This window comes from Methanobacterium sp. (assembly GCA_039666455.1).
Classification (GTDB): Archaea; Methanobacteriota; Methanobacteria; order Methanobacteriales; family Methanobacteriaceae; genus Methanobacterium_D.
The window spans coordinates 1-17211 of record JAVSLW010000043.1 but is presented as its reverse complement, the minus strand read 5'-3'; the positions used below and the strand labels follow the sequence as shown (position 1 = coordinate 17211).

At 36.1% G+C, this 17211-nt stretch carries 18 protein-coding genes; 6 read left to right on the top strand and 12 right to left on the bottom strand.

Features of this window, described 5'->3' with window-relative positions:
* The 9 genes from PQ963_10445 to PQ963_10405 form a co-directional block, all read right to left on the bottom strand.
* Nucleotides 1–424 (bottom strand): GNAT family N-acetyltransferase (locus tag PQ963_10445; GenBank protein ID MEN4030078.1); only part of this gene is annotated, 424 nt, incomplete at its 3' end.
* A 60-nt stretch (nt 425–484) separates the two neighbouring features.
* Nucleotides 485–1090, bottom strand: coding sequence for a hypothetical protein (locus PQ963_10440; protein MEN4030077.1), 606 nt, complete (start codon nt 1088–1090; stop codon nt 485–487).
* Nucleotides 1091–1627: 537 nt separating this feature from the next.
* Nucleotides 1628–1981, bottom strand: coding sequence for an alpha/beta hydrolase (locus PQ963_10435; protein ID MEN4030076.1), 354 nt, complete (start codon nt 1979–1981; stop codon nt 1628–1630).
* Between the two features lie 8 nt (nt 1982–1989).
* Complete coding sequence (locus PQ963_10430; GenBank protein ID MEN4030075.1) at nt 1990–2253, bottom strand: hypothetical protein; 264 nt, start codon at nt 2251–2253, stop codon at nt 1990–1992.
* A gap of 219 nt (nt 2254–2472) precedes the next feature.
* On the bottom strand, nt 2473–3213 hold the full coding sequence (locus PQ963_10425; protein ID MEN4030074.1) for an alpha/beta hydrolase: 741 nt from the start codon (nt 3211–3213) through the stop codon (nt 2473–2475).
* A gap of 75 nt (nt 3214–3288) precedes the next feature.
* On the bottom strand, nt 3289–4176 hold the full coding sequence (locus tag PQ963_10420; GenBank protein MEN4030073.1) for an arginase family protein: 888 nt from the start codon (nt 4174–4176) through the stop codon (nt 3289–3291).
* Nucleotides 4177–4282: 106 nt separating this feature from the next.
* Nucleotides 4283–4675: a hypothetical protein gene (locus tag PQ963_10415; GenBank protein ID MEN4030072.1), complete on the bottom strand. Its 393-nt coding sequence runs from the start codon at nt 4673–4675 to the stop codon at nt 4283–4285.
* Between the two features lie 20 nt (nt 4676–4695).
* Nucleotides 4696–5466 carry a class I SAM-dependent methyltransferase gene (locus tag PQ963_10410; protein MEN4030071.1) on the bottom strand — a complete coding sequence of 257 codons (771 nt, stop codon included), beginning with the start codon at nt 5464–5466 and terminating at the stop codon, nt 4696–4698.
* 66 nt (nt 5467–5532) lie between these two features.
* Nucleotides 5533–6237: a SagB/ThcOx family dehydrogenase gene (locus tag PQ963_10405; GenBank protein ID MEN4030070.1), complete on the bottom strand. Its 705-nt coding sequence runs from the start codon at nt 6235–6237 to the stop codon at nt 5533–5535.
* 287 nt (nt 6238–6524) lie between these two features.
* On the opposite strand from PQ963_10405, the gene PQ963_10400 reads away from it, so the two are divergent.
* On the top strand, nt 6525–7817 hold the full coding sequence (locus PQ963_10400; GenBank protein ID MEN4030069.1) for a TrpB-like pyridoxal phosphate-dependent enzyme: 1293 nt from the start codon (nt 6525–6527) through the stop codon (nt 7815–7817).
* A gap of 108 nt (nt 7818–7925) precedes the next feature.
* Here the strand turns inward: PQ963_10400 and PQ963_10395 are convergent, their stop codons facing one another.
* Nucleotides 7926–8237, bottom strand: a complete 312-nt coding sequence (locus PQ963_10395; protein ID MEN4030068.1) for a hypothetical protein — start codon at nt 8235–8237, stop codon at nt 7926–7928.
* Nucleotides 8238–8618: 381 nt separating this feature from the next.
* Here PQ963_10395 and PQ963_10390 point away from each other — a divergent pair, with 381 nt between their 5' ends.
* From PQ963_10390 to PQ963_10380, 3 genes are all read left to right on the top strand, one after another.
* Complete coding sequence (locus PQ963_10390; GenBank protein MEN4030067.1) at nt 8619–9530, top strand: MoxR family ATPase; 912 nt, start codon at nt 8619–8621, stop codon at nt 9528–9530.
* Nucleotides 9511–10896, top strand: coding sequence for a hypothetical protein (locus tag PQ963_10385; protein ID MEN4030066.1), 1386 nt, complete (start codon nt 9511–9513; stop codon nt 10894–10896). The genes PQ963_10390 and PQ963_10385 overlap by 20 nt, the downstream gene beginning before the upstream one ends.
* A gap of 62 nt (nt 10897–10958) precedes the next feature.
* Nucleotides 10959–12179, top strand: a complete 1221-nt coding sequence (locus PQ963_10380; protein ID MEN4030065.1) for a bifunctional 5,6,7,8-tetrahydromethanopterin hydro-lyase/3-hexulose-6-phosphate synthase — start codon at nt 10959–10961, stop codon at nt 12177–12179.
* A gap of 120 nt (nt 12180–12299) precedes the next feature.
* On the opposite strand, the gene uppP is transcribed toward PQ963_10380, so the two are convergent.
* On the bottom strand, nt 12300–13133 hold the full coding sequence (gene uppP / locus PQ963_10375; GenBank protein MEN4030064.1) for an undecaprenyl-diphosphatase UppP: 834 nt from the start codon (nt 13131–13133) through the stop codon (nt 12300–12302).
* A gap of 265 nt (nt 13134–13398) precedes the next feature.
* Between uppP and PQ963_10370 the strand changes: the two genes are divergently transcribed.
* Nucleotides 13399–14169 carry a hypothetical protein gene (locus PQ963_10370; GenBank protein ID MEN4030063.1) on the top strand — a complete coding sequence of 257 codons (771 nt, stop codon included), beginning with the start codon at nt 13399–13401 and terminating at the stop codon, nt 14167–14169.
* Nucleotides 14170–14294: 125 nt separating this feature from the next.
* A complete protein-coding gene (locus PQ963_10365; GenBank protein MEN4030062.1) occupies nt 14295–16328 on the top strand; it encodes a copper-translocating P-type ATPase in 2034 nt (677 codons plus the stop codon).
* Nucleotides 16329–16403: 75 nt separating this feature from the next.
* On the opposite strand, the gene PQ963_10360 is transcribed toward PQ963_10365, so the two are convergent.
* Complete coding sequence (locus tag PQ963_10360) at nt 16404–16781, bottom strand: hypothetical protein (protein ID MEN4030061.1); 378 nt, start codon at nt 16779–16781, stop codon at nt 16404–16406.
* Between the last annotated feature and the right edge of the window lie 430 nt (nt 16782–17211).

The window sequence follows — 17211 nt, the reverse complement described above, 5'->3', positions numbered from 1 at the left end:
TCCAGCCAAACACTCTGAATTGTTCATTGAATTCGAATGGGATAAAACCCCTGTGCAAAGCCATATTCCACGACGATGAATTGAAGCGGTCTACTATATAATAGAGCGTTTTACATTTTGCCTCCTGGAAATGGGAGAGAGCTGCATCCAGCAGCATTTTGCCGATCCCTCTGCCTTGAACATTACGGTCGACAAAAATCCCATCCACACTACCTATATTTTCTCCAGCGAGGATGGAAATCCCTGGAATAACACATCCTACAATTCTCTTCCCGTCAACAGCAACCAGAGCATCGCTTTTAGATGGTTTGTAAGTGAGATAATAGAAATAATACCGCTCGAATATACTCAGTGTTTTAGCGACTTTCCAGACTGCTTCATCTTCACCAGGCTGAATTTTTCGAACAACAATTTTTTGATCCATTTTACCCCCATAGCAAGCATGTTGCTTAACGTTTTGCGATAAAAAGAAGTCGCAGAAGTATTAATTCTCTGACAACCACTCTGGCAATGGTTTTCGCTGCACTATGTAGACTCGATGTGCTAAAATTCCCTCAAGAAACGCTGCGATGAACTGTAAGGGAATAACCAGAGTGTAAAATAGAGTTAGCCACTCCATTATTGCTAATACTATGTCTCCACCAAAGAATAAATTTATCCCTATGTTTACCCCTCCAGTAGCTGCAATTATGAATGCACCTATTTCAAAGGGAACCACTGGAATAGCAATAAGCAGTCTTTGCGGCTCTTTTGCCACAACTAAAACTACAAAAAGACCTAACAATGCCAACCACAGAAATGGGGGGACGATTAAAAGTCCACTAACTGTAGCCCACAAAACTGCTCCTCCAAGCAAGTTTAAAACAAAAATGAACAAAACAGCTTTAAGAGCACCTTGAGGTTTCTCCAAGATTTTAAAAAGGATTTTTACAACTGGTCTTCTAAGTTTATCAAGTTTTACACCGAATTCCAGTGCTTTAGCTTTATTAATAGCTAAAAACATTAGCCCAGCCACAGCACCAGCTAAAAATGCAACTGTTAGAGCTAATACCAACTCCCAGTTGTTAATCAAGATTTGGAAAGCTAACATATTTTTTACTCCTATCGGGCATTTCACCTAACTTTCAGTTGCCATGTGCCGTTTTTGGCGGAGCTCAGATAAGCCAAAAATGTGGCAAAGCCCAGAGGCGCGAAGCACCGGAGCGCCTATGCTCTGTTGTGCGATGAACAGGAGATTCATAACTCAAGCTCCCTGTATATTTTTGTGTATAATAGTTTTTTCTCCTTTTTTATCACTTTAAAACCATATTTTTCATAAAGATTTTGCGCTACTTTTTCATTAGGACTATTTGAAGTACCAGTAGTCCCATAAACATTTTTATTTTCATCTATAGCAACCCAAAATTCCGAAAGAGAAGAAACTCCAAAGAAGTTAATAATTAGTTTTACCAGATAATATTCTGGTGCTTAAATGCCCAAAAAGTCAAGCGTTCTGATAAATTTCTAAATGGAAATACCTTCGATACCAGTTTATCTGCTTTACTGATTTAAAGATTCATCTGATTTATCTAGTTTTTTTATCGTAATCATTATCTAAGCCTCCTGTGCCATTTTAGGGGATTTAGGTTTAATTAATTCCGTTATTTATAAATTCAATACATCCTGATTCAAGTTGTTGTAAACCTGGTGTTTCGATTGGAAAATGTCCAGATTTTTCTAGAATAATTAGCTTTTTTGCTGCCTTAATATTGTCAAAAAAAATTTTACTAATCTCTACTGGAGTCCATTTGTCATCTTCTGGATGTGCCAATAAAACAGGACAAACAGTGAATTCTTCCGGCTCAATTATTGGAATGTAATTCATCATTGATAATAAAAATTGTATTGAAACAGAACTACCAGAACCAGCTTTATCTTTCAATAATAATTTGAGTAGATTTCTATTATTTACTATAGCATTCATATTAGCAACCATTTTCACAGGAATCTTCACGGTAAATCTGGGCAGATTACTTTGAATCCAGCTTTAACTAATGGGACAGCTATAAAAGACAGGAGTCTGCCATTTCCGCCAACGCCATGAAAAATTACAACGGTTTTTTTAAAGCTTTTTACAGGAACATATTCATCGTATCTAATTTTAATATCGCTGAAATCTACAGTTTTTTCAGACGGTGTTACTTCATCTGATATTCTATTATGTTCTGGCAAGTATTTCTGAACTTCTTTCCAAATTAAATTATCCTTAAACATTTCGTCCTCCTAAATAGCTATTGAATATAACATTTTCAGTGTATTGGTGTTGCCCACGAAATAAGCAACTTGGGTGAGCGAAGCGAAGCGCATAGACCGTGTTATACGCTGTCGGCTTAAAAGCAATGGAGTCATTTCATTTTCCTCTCTTGTTTTCTCATCAATGTTTTCCTTTCGACTCAATCTAATATTTTCTGGTACTTTTTGTTTCATAAGTAGCTATCCCAAAAAATTCTTTACCACGCTGACAAACCTTTCACTATGTGTCCAAATCAGCGCATGACCGGCATCCTCGAATATTTCTAGTCGAGAACTCTTGATTTTATCATGCAAAAAATAGGCATGATGTACTGGTACTGCCATACTACGTAATCCGCCAATAATGAGAGTTGGGCAGGAAATATTGTGCACCCACGACCGGCTGTCAAAAGTAAATACTTCTTTAAGCACTGCTGCGGCTGCTTTTGTATCACTATCTGCAAACATTTTTTGCATTTCTTCTTTCAGTGCTGGATCATCTTTAAATCCAGGCTCAGGGCTATATTTTACAAGATGCATAAGTCTTCTGACCCCTAAAAGTTGCAGAAGGAATAAAGTAATAATTGCCTCAATTTTCTCCCGTAAAGTAATTCTATTATATGAGATTGTGCCATCGAGAATTAGCTTACTTACTACCGACGGATACATGTATGTTATCTGTTGGGCGACCACACCCCCATACGAAGATCCTAAAACATAAGTGTTTTTGATTTTGAGGGCATCCAGTAGATTTTTTACATCTTCTGCATGCTGTACTGTTGTGTAGGGGCCCGGCATATTTTTGCTTCCGCCGTGTCCACGCAGATCAGGAATAATAACATCATAATTTTTAGACAATTCCTCTGCAACCGATTTTAATAAAAACATTGAGCCGTTCACCATAGCTCCGTGGATAAGTATAAGAGGATGTCCTTTACCCATTCTTCTATAAAAAAGCAGATCTTGAATTATCATATTATTTTTTGGTTTTTTGCAGGTATGACAAATACGCGATTGTTAAACATTCTGCAAGCCTTTTGCCATAATGGCGACTAATTTTTTTGCAAGAGAACCATCCCAGTCAAGGGTAGGATTAAATATACTGATGCTTATGCCAGCCGCTCTTCCAGTCTTGATAAGACGCTGCATTGTAGTAACCAACTCACCGACACTTAAGCCCTCTGGCATCCGATAATCAACTGCGGGCATGACAGCATCATCAAGCACATCAACATCCACATGGATCCAAAACTGCTCTACCGAGTTTAATCTCTGTATGCCAGCTTCAACGGTATTACTAAAGCCATTCCATCGTGTTTCTTCTAAGGAGACACAATGAATCTTTGTCTTACGCACGTCCTGGCCACCTGCTTTTTTGATATGTTCTTCATCACGGAAACCAAAAAGAACAGTATTTGTTTCTTCTACTAATGGTTTTCTATTTTCGATGTTGGTGACGATATCTGGCCCACGACCCACAACAAATCCCAGCTCCATATCTGCTGCCTCGCCTGATGGCGAAACACCAGGCTCATAAAAATCAGCGTGCCCATCAATAAAAAATAAGCCGCAATTTCCCTTTCGTTTCATTGCCAGCATGGCACCAATGAGAATGGTGCAATCGCCCCCTAATAAAAGTGGGAAATAGCCAGTAGCGCAGTCTTTTTCTACGGCATTGGCTATCTGTATTGAGTAATCATGGACTTGGCGCGGGTTTATGATTTTTGTTTCCGGATCTCGCTGATGCTCACAATCAAGTACTGGTAGCTGCGTAATAGATTTAATACCCAGCTGTTCTGCTAGTCCAGCATTTATTAAAGAATCTCCCATCAAACTAACGCCAGAAAAAAACTCTTCCGAGACTAGTGGCGCTTTAATAACACTAAAAGGTTTCATAAAAATCATTTTCTTAAACTTCTTCTTTTTCCTTCCCTATAATTGTAATCATACTTCCAGTGTTCATAATCTCATTTCAACAAAAATGCTTCTGGTAACTTTCATCAACCCCTTTCTATCTCTCTCGTATTGATGTAATCTCGATGACTCCAGCGACATCGTATGGGACGCCACCTGGTCCCAGCATTTCTTCATAATTGAGCGTCCCGGAGACCTCCACGCGTATACCAGTACTATAAAATTTATATTTTTTATCGTGTTCAAAAAGATTCTTCAATCCATAGTACTTACCGTCATCCCCTTTGATACCAATGGCGCATTCCATAGTGTGAGGGCCTGGTCCCTTTTTGGGCAGGCAGGTAATCTCGCCGGAGACTGTAATTGGCTCTGAAGAGGGAGGTGTCTGTGGTGGTGATAATTTTTGCTGGTTCGAGGCAAAAGCAAGATATGCACCGGCGCTGATTAGAATGATCATCGCTGCGATTATCCAGAGAATTTTTTTGTTCATAATTTTTTTCTACCTCTGTGCTATTGTTTTTCAGCTATGACGAGCATCTCAAAATCCTTGGTTGTGAGTTTGTCATTTCTTGAAAACTCCCCTATTTTCGCCCCGTAGATGTCGATTTTTTTATAACCCAGCGTTTTTAATATCCATGTAATCTCGCATGGCACGTAATATCTTTCATTACATTCCAGTTCTTTCACATTCCCGCTATCATCTACTGCTGTGGTTATATTATAATCACGAAATGTCATCAAATCGAAATGAGTGTTTTTGCAGGTTGTATGGCCTTCCTGAACATCAGCAGCATGAAATTCATTAATGGAATGATAAAGAGGGAATAATCCGTTTAAAGTTGTAAAAATAAATTTTGCTTTGTTTTTTAGTGCCCTGGTAACATTTTTCAAAATCTCAAAATTCATCTCATCTGTTTCCATCAAAGGGAAAGCGCCTTCGCAAAGCATTATTGCAACATCGAATTCTTTTTTAAAAGGCAGTTTCATGGCATCAAGTTTACGAAAATCGATTTTCAGGTTATGTGATTTCGCCTTTTTCTTAGCTCTTTTAAGCTGTGATTCGGACAAATCAATTCCTGTCATGTTATATCCTCTCTTCGTTAGTTCAATAGAATGCCTGCCGGTGCCGCAGCCGATATCTATGATTTTAAGCGACTTGTCATAGTTAATTTCTTTTTCTATGAAATCGCATTCGCCAGCAGTACCCTGTGTGAAGCTTTCTTCGTCATACTTTCTGCCATAATTTTCAAATAATGTTTCGTACCATTGTTTATTGTTCATATGTGCTCGCCATCTATGTTTTTTCTATTTCAACCTCTTACTGGATTTTATTACTGCATAACTCATTTATATCCTTCCAACAGGCATTATGTATAATGGATCTTCTCTGTCTGGCATGTTCAGGATCCTTTTTACTTCATCATCTCTAAAAGCTCCAATAACTACTGTGCCCATATTCAGGGAGACTGCCTGTAAATAAACATTTTGAGCAGCATGCCCTGCTTCCATATACACGTATCTAATACCTCTATCACCGTACCTTTGAGTTGTCTCTTCATAAACTGCAGATATGACAATAACTATACTCCCATCTCTAACCTGGGTTTGTCCAAGAGCTGCTACAGTCAGTTCATTCCTTGTATCTCCCTCCTTAACTTTCACAAGCTCACGTTCATCAGGGTTGTATTTATAAACGCCTTCTGTGACTCCCTCTACATTGCCAATTACCACATATACCTCAAGCGGATAGAGCGCACCCGCAGAAGGCGCTGTTCTAAAACCTGCAGGATCAGTAATCCCCTGTGCAGCCCAGAGGAGCTGGGAGACCTCAGTAAGTGTTAGTGGAATATCTTTATACTCTCTGATAGATCTTCTCTCAAGTAAAGTCTCTTCGATTGAGATGTTGCTTTCATATCTCGGCTCAGGTAGTTTTATTTTTTCATTTATATGAATTTCAGGCTCACGTTCATCTACATCTGGTTGTAGCAACATATAAAAAGCACCTACCACGAATATCAGTGCTACTACAATCAATATAATTATTTTTTTCATAACATACTCCATTTACGTCGTTTAACGTTTGGAGCGTATCTGAAGTTTCCTGAAGAAGAATTTTAGCAAGGTCAGACACTCTCCCGGTGAAATTCCCATATCTTATTTTATTTCTCATTTCAGATAAACGTTTCTATTTTCCAGTATTTTCAAGCATTTACTGAGTTTAACCAGTTCAAACTCAAAGCTATTCATATCAATCACAAGGATAATGTACAAATATGTACAACAAAGGTTTAATAACGTCACAGGTTATATGGTCTTAACAAAAGGTAAATGGTGATTTAATGTATAAAGTTACACTACCCTCAAAAGACATACCAAAAAAATGGTATAACATAGCGGCAGACTTGCCATTGGAACTTCCAGCGCCTTCACAGACAGAAGAAGGGAAACAAATAGAAAACTTACCTAAAATATTCTCTAAAGGTGTTTTAGAGCAGGAAATGTCACAGGAACGATGGATTGAAATTCCAAAAGAAATAAGAAAGGTCTACAAAATGATTGGAAGGCCAAGCCCACTGTTCAGGGCAACTGGTCTTGAAGATTACTTAGATACTCCTGCAAAGATTTATTACAAGAGAGAAGATTACTCACCAACTGGAAGCCACAAACTGAATACAGCTATTGCACAGGCATACTATGCTAAACAGGACGGGGTAGAACGTCTTACAACAGAAACCGGTGCAGGGCAGTGGGGTACAGCGTTATCACTTGCATGTTCAATGATGGGTCTTGATTGCACTGTTTACATGGTTAGAGTTTCGTTTGACCAGAAGCCATACAGAAAAACCATCATGCAGATCTACAATGGAGAAGTCATACCTTCTCCAAGTGAAAAGACTGAATTTGGAAAAAAAGTGCTGAATGAAGACCCTAACCATCCCGGATCTCTTGGAATTGCAATATCTGAAGCTATGGAGGATGCACTGCAGGATGAAAAAGCTTATTATTCACTTGGAAGTGTTTTAAACCACGTGCTCTTGCATCAAACTGTTATTGGTCTTGAAACCAAAAAGCAGATGAAAATAGTTGGTGAAGACCCTGATGTAATCGTTGGATGTGTCGGTGGAGGAAGTAATTTCGGTGGAGCTGTTTTCCCATTCATTAAAGACCAGCTTGACGAGAAAATCAACTGTAAGTTCATAGCAGCAGAGCCTTCATCCTGCCCAACTCTTACAAAAGGTGAGTACAAGTACGACTTTGGTGACACTGCCGGTTTAACACCTCTTTTAAAGATGTACACACTTGGACACGATTTCATACCGCCGTCTGTACATGCTGGAGGGCTACGTTACCACGGAATGGCACCACTTGTGGCGCTTCTCGTGCATGAAGGAATTGTAGAAGCTCGTTCAGTAGAACAAAATGACATATTCAAGAGCGGAACCACATTTGCCAAATGTGAAGGCGTAGTTCCAGCTCCAGAAACCTGTCACGCTATAAAAATAGGAATTGATGAAGCACTGGAGTGTAAAAAGACTGGTGAAGAGAAAAATATTGTAATTAACTTCTCAGGACACGGAATGCTGGACCTTAAAGGTTACGATGATTATATAAACGGCAAGCTTGGATATTAATTTTTCTCACTCCAAAATCGCAGATTTTCAAAGCTTTGAGATTTTGACCCATAAATCCTTCAAAATCCTCAAATATTTTGAAACCAGCAAATATGTAGTGTTTTCAGGTCAAAACTTTATTAATTTTTCCCTGTAGCTATCTATTACAACTTCATTAATGGCTACTTTGTACCATTCAATAAATCTCTGGACTTCCTTTTCTTTGAGTTCTTCATTATCAATTTCTGAAGGCTTTAATTCCACACTGATTAGAGCACTTTTGTCAGATTCATTATATTTATACTTAATTTTCCTATCGTATTTAATTTTCCTATCGTATTGGCCCACTATGATTTCAAGCATTTTCTTATATACCGGATTAATTCCTTTATCTATAAACTGTAATTCATTCTGACTGGATTCTTTAAGATATCTTATCATTTTTCTCACCCTAACTGAAGAATTTATCTGTAATAAGTATTTATTTTTCATGATTATTATTTTTTTAGGAAGTTGTAAAGTTAACTCAAAAGAAAATGCAAAACACCAAACAGAATAAGCAACCATCTACAAAAACAAATGAAAAACTGGACAGAAAAACACATTAAATTAATACCAACATGTGAAAATCTCTGATTTTCATTGTGAAAAATCGAAGAATTTTTCAACACCCATAACTTTATACTTTATAGTCCCATTTTCGGGATAGCTTTTTATAGTTGAGTGTCATATCATAAGTATATCTAAAGATGTATATAACTATTGTACAAGAGATTTAATTATAAAAAACTTGAAATAGAAATTCTCCATACTCAAATATAAATGATAGATAATAATACCAAAACAATTGACTTAGAACTTGTTGTAATTGGACAAGAAGAACTTAAACGATATTTAAATTTATTTGCAGAATCAATAAGGTCTAATATTAGATTTAATCTACTTATTGAAGGGGCTCCCGGAACTGCTAAAACTCTTGCTGTAAAAAATATGGTTACTAAATTACAAAAAGAGCTTAATTCAATTCCATTTGTAAGAGTTACAGGAAGTCATGATGCGATACCAAGCGACCTTATTGGAGATATAGATATAAAAAAATATAAAGAAGGAATTTCAGATATTATTAATGGACCTCTTTTAAAGGCACATGGCAATGAATATCCGGGAGTTATTTATGTAGATGAGTTTAATAGATTCAGTGAATATACGCTCATAACTTTTACTGAAATCATGGCAGAGTGGCAGGTATCATTTCCAAAAACTCCCTTAACCAAACCACTTAAAGCAAATATCATTGCAACAATGAATCCATATGATATATCGGGAGTAACAGATGTTCCACAACACATATTGGATAGATTTAATGCGAGAATTATAGTAAATTATCCAGCTGAAGAAGTTGAAGTTGAAATTGCAAAGCAGCATATAAATTATTACTATAAAAAAGCATTCCAAAGCTTAAAACCATATTATATACCTCTTATATCTACAACACGAATTTTAAGAAAAATTGGTGTAGCACTTGGACCCAGGGCATATCTTTCAACTCTTGACCTTTTGGCACTTGAATATTTACTTAAAAACAAGATAAATAATGAAATTGTAATAGAACATTATAAAAATTCGATTAGGGCGAAAATTGCAAATATGAGCGAAGATAAACAATCAGAAGTAATAAGCACTGCCACTATAACTCTCACAGAGGAATTTAAAAATGCTAAACGCATTAAGTAAAGTTATTGATAAGCATATAGAAGATTATAATATAAAGCTTGATTATACAGAAACAGAATTGAAAGACACTTCTTTTTATATTCAAGTATTCAGTGCTTCAAAAAGAGCAGAGATATATATAAAATCTCCTCGATACCTCGCTGAATTTTTAACTTTACACGAAGTAGCACATCTTAGATACATTGATTACATAATATCAGCGCACAGAGAAGTAACGCACCCTGAAAAAATAAGTGATGCAGATTTTTTTCTTGGTAAAATTATCGATGAAGAAGTTATTCATTTTGCAATAAATCTTATTTCTAATTATACAATAAATTCAAACATTGATGTAACTCCATTTAAGCCACATAATGATTTGTTGATAAATTTACTTCCAATGCAAATGAAAAGAGATTTGTATCTTACAACAGCACTTATTCTTTTTTCAAGGCATTCAATAGATGATATAGAAGACGATAGATTTAACATTGTTCTTGAATTTGATAAATTTATTGAGGCTAAGAAATTTATAAAAGAAGGTTCAAAAAATCTCATACAAAAATCATTTAATGCGTTCATAAAAAGTATTATGGATCTTAGCGAAGTTTTAAATAAAGCTTTTTTACGGTCAGATAAAGAAGTATGGGAAGAAATAGCAAAAAATACCGATCTTTTACATGAAAATTCTCCAAGTTCACTTAAAGAAGAAAAGGCATCTGAATTTTTAAAAGAAACACTGACTCAACGCGTTGCGGGAAAATCAGTGGGAACGGGGGGCGATGAACTTCTTTTTTGTGAGAATGATGTTTTTTGCTTTAAAAGTTTAAAACTTCCAAAACTTATAGGCAATGGACTTGGCATAGAAAAGCCAAAACTTATAAAAAGATTTAGAGAGAATATTTCACTATCTGATAAAAAAAGAATTATATTTTTTGAGTCTCGTAACCGTTGGCTTGAAAGGGAAAGAGTGAAATGGGATACTGTATGGATTATGGTTGATGCATCAAATAGCATGATGGAATACATGATTTCTGCAAAAATAATTGCTTATACACTTCATAATTATTTTAAAAAAAAGACCAATATAATTGCATTTGCAACAACAGCAAAGGAAATTTCTATCGATGAGCTTGGTAAAATTAAAGCAAAAGGTGGTACCGATATAAGCTCTGTAATCAATTTCATAAGAAAGTATAAAAGAGAGCCTATTACAATTATAAGTGATTTTAAATTTATTCAATCACATTTCGATGACTTTTTAATTGAAATAGTATCAAAAAAGCCGAAATCTGTTCTTTTTTTGCCAATTGACCAAAAAAGTATGATACGGGTTAATAAGCTTATTGAGAAATGGAATGGGTTGTTTAAGTATAATGTGTTATGAGTTCTATATTTATACTATTTTATTCATACATTAGTTTAGACCATAAACGGAGGATAATGATTATGTATCTCATAGGAGAAGCTTTAATAGGAAGCGGAAATGAAGTAGCTCACGTTGATTTAGTAATTGGGGATAAAAATGGCCCTGCAGGTACGGCATTTGTAAATAATTTAACACAACTTTCAATAGGACACACACCTCTGCTTTCTGTCATTAGACCTAATTTAATTACAAAACCAGCGACATTAATCATACCTAAAGTCACTGTAAGAGATTTATGCGATGCAGAAAAAATATTTGGCCCTGCACAGACTGCAGTAAGTAGAGCTGTAGCAGATGCCGTTGAAGAAGGGTTAATCCCTGAAGATAAGGTCGAAGACATGGTTATACTTGTTTCAGTTTTTATTCACCCCGAGGCAGAAGATTACCGTAAAATTTACCAGTACAACTATGGGGCAACCAAACTGGCAATAAGAAGGGCAATGGAAGGATATCCATCAGCCGAAAAAGTTTTAGCTGAAAAAGACCGTGGAGCACACCCTATAATGGGCTTTAAAGTAGTAAGACTGTGGAATCCGCCGTACTTACAGGTTGCACTTGATTTAGATAACTTTGATGAAGTTGAAAGAATTATAAACAGCCTTCCAGATCGTGAAAGGCTATTGCTTGAAGCTGGAACCCCTCTTGTTAAAAAATTCGGTGTTGGAGTTATAAGCAAAATCAGAGAACTTAGAAAAGACGCATTTATAATTGCAGACCTTAAAACCCTTGATGTTGGAAGAATAGAAGTTAAAATGGCTGCAGATGAAACTGCTGATGCTATTGCAATTTCAGGACTTGGAACAGTTGAATCCATTGAAAAAGCAATTCATGAGGCCATGAAACAGGGAATATACTCCATATTAGATATGATGAATGTGGACAACTTTGTTGAAAAGCTGCAATCCTTAAGATACAAACCAGACATTGTATTATTACACAGAAATGTTGATTTAGAAACAATGGCTGCAGAAAGAGGAGAAGAATTAGGTGAAGTTACTGAATGGGGTAACATCAGGGAGATTAAAAAAATCCTCGGTAAAGGAAGACGTGTTGCTGTTGCAGGTGGAATAACACCTGACAGAGTGGACATGGCCCTTTCAAACGGTGCAGACATCATTGTGGTTGGAAGGTACATCATCGGTTCAAGAGATGTAAGACGTGCAGCAGAAGACTTCCTGGCACACATGCCTCAAGATCCAGACACCATGAGACTTGTACTTGATGAAGACGAGTCAATCTAAAACTTGTTTAAATACATCTAATAAGCAGATATCTCCATGCTTATTCTCTTTTTGATTTAAATAAATATTTTTCCTTATCTTATATGATGAAAACACTTGAATATGGAAAAAAGTTATAAATTAGTATATATAGGTTGTTATTATTGCCAGTAAACCAACTATCCAGCAATAGTAAGCAAATGGGAGCAGGTCTTTTTCTTTTATTAACTTTAACATAAATTTAATAGCGAGATAGCCGCTTATAATAGAGGCTATGAAACCAGAAATAACTCCCATAGTACTAATATCAAGAATAGAAGCAATATCTTTAGTTTGTATCAAGGCTGCTCCTAATATGGCCGGTATTGAAAGTAAAAAGCTGTAACGAGCTGCTAATTCTCTTTCGAGGCCCAAAAACAATCCTGTAGAAATTGTGGCTCCAGAACGTGATATGCCTGGAGCAATGGCACAGGCCTGGGCAATACCCACTATGATGGAGTTTTTTATGTTCATCTCTTTTAAACCTGTTTTGCTGCTGATCCTTCGAGATATCATTTCTGATCCAAAGAGTAAAAAACCGGTTATAATTAAAAAGAAGCTTACAGCAACAATATTGCTAAATAAACCTTCAAAAAAATCTTTAAAAAGAATACCTGCTATTCCAGCAGGTATAGTACCTATTACTACCAACCAGGCCAGTTTTTTAAACTGATCTTCCTGGAGGCCTTTACGAAACTGTCCTCGAGGTATATCTATCAGGCTTGAGAAAAATGATTTGAACATGTTTATTAAATCACTCCAGAAATAAGCCACCACTGCTACTAATGTTCCAATGTGCAGCATAGTGTCATAGGCTAAGCTTGGCTCAACTCCTGTAAGTTCATGCATGAATACAAGGTGTGCAGAACTGCTAACTGGCAGAAACTCAGTCAGACCCTGTACTATCCCAAGAACGATTGCCTGTAATATATTAATATCCATTAAGTCACCTGTTATTAACATGAATCTTTTAAAGCTTTTATTTCTTTAAGGAATGATTGTATTTATAGTTTTACCAAACCAAATGATTTTAATTTATCGTCTAAGAGCGCCCTGAATATAAATTTTTGAGTTTTTCATAAGGTTAAAAATATTTTAAATCAGCGGGTTTTGAAAGTTAGAAACATTTATATATTCATAAAGAAAAATTCAATTTAAATATAACAATTGTTAAGTTCACTGGAGAAAATGAGATGTTATAATGAGATGGTTATTAGTTTCACTGGCTATTTTAGCCCTTATTACAGGTTACTCTTATATTACAGTTTCAAACGGACCTATTGAACCTTTAGGAAGAAATGCTTTTGTTAAACTTCTAAACCCTGACTTTTATCCAGGGCATCCACATTCAGAACTTTTTGCACAGCAGGTTGAAAAAACTGGTTCTAAAGTGGGGTTAATTTTGCATATGTATGATGGTTCCAATTACCGTAGCTACCCGGAGGGAGATGTGTATATAATTCAGGTGGCTTATATTGATATTGAAGGTGCAGGTTCCATAGGTTTAGATAATATTAACTATTTAGACTCGCTTAAAGTGGCTTTATTTGGGGTTCCAGAGGGTAGATACAAATACATGTCTGATGGTAAAGTCTACGATACCTATGAGGAAATGATGGAACACGTCAATGAACTTGCACAAAAACAAGGCCAGCAAGGTCCAGTACCAATGGCCTATCATGGGAACGCTCGAATAGGTAACCCTATTCTGGAGCCGGGAGATGGATTCCCTTTATATTTCCAGATATTAACAAAAGAATATGGAATAATCCCTGCATATGTGTACATGATTTCAGGAATGATTTACCCTTATTTCAACAATCCATACAGGAATTTTGAACTGCAGCATGCCTCAAAATTGCAGGACTACTACAATCAGGGTTTACTAAACAAACACTATATGGAAGTCAATACAAGTACCAAAGATTACTACACGCAACTATACCAGAACAACACTCAGGACTACGAATAAATCATAAGAACCGACTTCCCCCTAAAATTTTATAACGATAGACACATATAATATAATATTAAAATTTTCAGATATCTGGGGGAATTAAAATCAGTCATGATGATTCTAAGCATGAAACAGGACATATGAATCATGAAGGACATGAAGAAACGGGTAAATGTGTTGTATGCGGCGAAGAATTAACTGAAGAACATAAAATGGAAGGCGAACACGTTCATGCAGGTATGATTGAAGATTTAAAGAAGAGATTTATAATATCTGTAATCATAACCATACCTGTTCTTATTTTATCACCCACAATTCAAGAATTGGTAGGATTAGGTGAAGTTCTTCGTTTTCCGGGTGATTTATACGTTCTTTTTATTTTAGCTTCAATTATTTATTTTTATGGAGGATATCCATTTTTTAAGGGGTTCTTTAGCCAGATTAAAGATAAAGCTCCTGGAATGGACACTCTAATTTCTGTTGCTATTACAAGTGCGTATCTTTACAGCAGTGCGGTGGTTTTTGGGCTTGCTGGTGAATTATTTTTCTGGGAACTTGCAACATTAATTAGTATTATGCTTATAGGCCATTTGCTTGAAATGAGATCTGTAATGGGAGCTTCAAAGGCGCTTGAAGAGCTTGTAAGGCTCCTACCATCAAGTGCCCATAAAATAATGCCTGATGGAAGCACAATGGACGTTCCATTAGATAAGTTAACCGTTGAAGATCGTGTGATTATTAAACCCGGCGAAAAAGTTCCTGTAGATGGTGAAATTATAAGTGGAAGCACCTCTATTGATGAATCAATGCTTACAGGAGAATCTGAACCTGTTTTTAAAGAAAGTGGCGCGGAAGTTATTGGAGGGTCCATAAATGGAGATGGGTCCATTACTGTAGAAATTAAAAAAATGGGGAAGGACTCATTCCTTTCACAGGTTATAAGTCTTGTTGAAGAAGCACAGACAAGTAAATCACGTACACAAAACCTGGCGGATCGTTTTGCAATGGGACTTACTGTAATAGCCCTCACTGGAGGATTTCTAACACTTATAGCATGGTTAGGACTTACAGCATTTGGATTTGAATTTGCTCTTGAGCGAGCTGTAACTGTAATGGTTATTGCCTGTCCACATGCACTTGGACTTGCTGTTCCCCTGGTTGTTGCTGTATCCACAACTTTATCGGCACGAAATGGACTTTTAATAAGAAATCGTGCTCAATTCGAAAGATCACGAGATATTGATGCCATAATATTTGATAAAACAGGTACACTTACAGAAGGAAAATTTGGAGTAACCGATATTATCCCTTTAAGCCAGGAATATGGTGAGAATGAAATTTTAAAATATGCAGCCTCACTTGAATCCTATTCTGAGCATCCAATCGCAAAAGGAGTAGTAAAATCCGCAAAAGAGACGTTTGATGTTGAAGATTTTAAATCAACTCCTGGAAAAGGTGTTCAGGGTAAAGTTCATGGAAAAAAAGTTGAAGTTGTAAGTCCTGGATATTTAAGAGAACTTGGAATTTCATTTAGTGATAAAAGAGTCGAAAAGCTCTCTTTACAGGGAAAAACAATTGTTTTTGTAATTATTGACAATGAACTTAAAGGTGTAATTGCCCTTGCAGATATCATAAGGCCAGAATCCAAAGAAGCTGTGAAAAAACTTAAAGACATGGGAATTCAATGCATAATGATTACAGGAGATAGATATGAAGTAGCAGAATGGGTGGCAAAGGAAATTGGACTTGATAAATATTATGCAGAGGTTTTACCATATGAAAAGGTAGAAAAAGTTCGAGAAATCCAGTCTAAAGGTTTAACTGTTGCTATGACTGGGGATGGTATCAATGATGCCCCTGCACTTGCTCAGGCTGATGTGGGCATTGCAATTGGTGCAGGTACAGATGTTGCTATTGAAGCTGGAGACATCATCCTTGTAAGAAGCAATCCACTTGATGCAGTATACATTGTAAAGCTTTCAAAATCAACATATAGAAAAATGGTGGAAAACCTGGCATGGGGAACCGGGTACAACGTTTTTGCACTCCCAATTGCAGCAGGCATACTTTATGCATATGGAATTCTATTAACTCCGGCAGCAGGAGCCATATTAATGTCAGCAAGTACCATTATAGTGGCTTTTAATTCCAGATTTTTAAGAATAGAAAAATAAGCTATCTCATGAATTCCTCAAAAAAAAGAAGTTAGTATTATCAGTTGTTAATCTAACCCACGTATTTGCATAATTTCAAAGGGATATCAACTCAGATACCTCAAAATTTTCATCCAGCCATAGCCCAGTGACCTTCAATGGGGGAGCTAAATTTTTAATGACATTTACAGAGATGTTCACCTGTTTTTTCTGTAAATCATCACTTACTGGATTACCTGCACAGTCATGATGCCCGGCAATGAAAACCAGCTGTGAACCATGTTCATTGGCAGATATATTTAACTTTTTCAGCAGTTTAATATCATATTTTTCTGAAGATAAGACACCAACCATCCCTGCATCAGTAATCATATCCACATAATCCACATTATAGTTATCTTTTATCCAGTTTATGACTGGAAGTTGAGCTCTACCATCCATACAATTCAAACAGGTTGCAAATTTATTCTCCATCTGATTCACCTCAATGTTTTTTAGACGTAAATTTTCGAACTATTATCCAGTTATTTCATTGGGAGCTGGTATTCTATCAACCTAATGTCTCTATTTAAACGTTTAAAGACACTGGTTATGATAAATCAGCTCATAATCCTTTTTTTATGCTTTTGTGGGATTTTCCAATATTTTAAGTCTTTTAAACCACCATGTTGACATTATCCTCTATTTGTGAAGAGTACCCTCACAAATTATAATGATTAATAATGATTAAGTTGGGGGTATATTTATATTTAATGGTAAAAACATTAACTAAAACAATTTTTTATTTATAGTTAATCGCTAAACTTTTTTAACTTTTGGCATGAATCTTTTAATCCATTCTCTGGCGAATGATAACGATTTAGAGTAATGGATGAAGTATTTTTGGATTAATTTTCTAATTTGA